This is a genomic window from Flexivirga caeni (assembly GCF_003724155.1).
Taxonomy (GTDB): Bacteria; Actinomycetota; Actinomycetes; order Actinomycetales; family Dermatophilaceae; genus Flexivirga; species Flexivirga caeni.
On sequence record NZ_RJJQ01000049.1, the window covers coordinates 1 to 1,191 of the forward strand.

At 68.9% G+C, this 1,191-nt stretch carries 3 protein-coding genes; all 3 read right to left on the reverse strand.

What is annotated here, in order from left to right; genetic code table 11:
* A partial coding sequence (locus tag EFY87_RS19925; RefSeq protein WP_123273229.1) for a DUF222 domain-containing protein occupies window positions 1–442 on the reverse strand: 442 nt, incomplete at its 3' end.
* A 78-nt stretch (window positions 443–520) separates the two neighbouring features.
* A complete protein-coding gene (locus tag EFY87_RS19930) occupies window positions 521–784 on the reverse strand; it encodes a hypothetical protein (RefSeq protein ID WP_148043438.1) in 264 nt (87 codons plus the stop codon).
* Between the two features lie 33 nt (window positions 785–817).
* Window positions 818–1,042, reverse strand: coding sequence for a hypothetical protein (locus tag EFY87_RS19935; RefSeq protein WP_123273231.1), 225 nt, complete (start codon window positions 1,040–1,042; stop codon window positions 818–820).
* Between the last annotated feature and the right edge of the window lie 149 nt (window positions 1,043–1,191).

Genomic DNA, 1,191 nt, shown 5'->3' on the forward strand with positions numbered 1-1,191 from the left:
GTCCCACATCCAACGGTTCACTCCGGGCGCCGAGGACGATCGGGATGACCTGCGCATCACACGCGATCCGGCGGGCGGCACCCGCATCCAGGACGTCGCCGGTCGCGACCGCCTGGGCATGCCCCACACCCTCGGTCAGGGCTTCCAGGTTCATCGTGATCAGCGCGGTCGCCGCCGCACCGGTCGGGGATGCGTCCCCGCTGACCACTTTCGCGGCTGCGGTGACCAGTTCGGTGAGCGCGTCCGCGCGACGTTTCCCCGGGGTCCGCTCATCCCGCACCACCTGACCGCCGCCAACCTTCGCGCCAGTCTTCGTGCCCTCGTTCGTGCCCGGGTCACCGTCGTCGTCACACGTCATGGGCTGGGGTGCGGACAGGGCCAGGATCGCGGACTTCATCACCGCCGCACTCGCGGGAGCCAACTCCGCGGTCAAACGGGTCATCCCCGTCGGCGTGGTGAACCAGCTCAACGTTTCGACCGCCTCCAGTTTCGCGTCCCGCGCCGAGAGAGTGTCCGGGGCCTACTGGGCGATGATCATCCGCGTCAACGCCGACACCCCACGAGACCCCAACGCCGGATCCAGTTGCAGGAAATGCCCCAACAGTTCATCCCGCGACGCGCCCGGCAGGACGGGGGCCACCTTGTCCGCGTTCGACACCGCCGCCCGCGCCACCGCCACCGTGCACGAACCCTCCCGCACCGCGTCGACGACCACCGCGTTGCGGCGGTCGCCGTAGGCTTGCGCGACCACGGCCATCGTCTTCACGTCCCGTGGTTCCACCATCGTGCCCGCCTCCACCGCGTGGGAGGTGATCCACTACACCGCGGACGCCGATATCGACGTGTTCACCTCACCCCGGATATGCGCTTCCGTCACGACCACCGTCGCCACCTGCGCAGCACGAACATGCACGCCCATCAGCTGGGTCATCAGGTCCGACAGTCCCTCTTCCCCGAGCTGGTACAACGCACCCGGCACCTCATCCAACGCAGCCCGGAACTCCCGAGCCAACTCCAGAATCTCCGCAGCACGACCCGGCACCGCTGGGGCTGCCGTAGTTGAAGGGGCGACAAGTGGGGGAGCTGCACCAGAATCCGCGGGACCAGAGCCAGCCGCTGCGGCTGTATCCGGAGCACCCGGACCCGGCGCCGCTGGCGCGTCAGACGCAGTCGTCATACCGACCGCGTCGC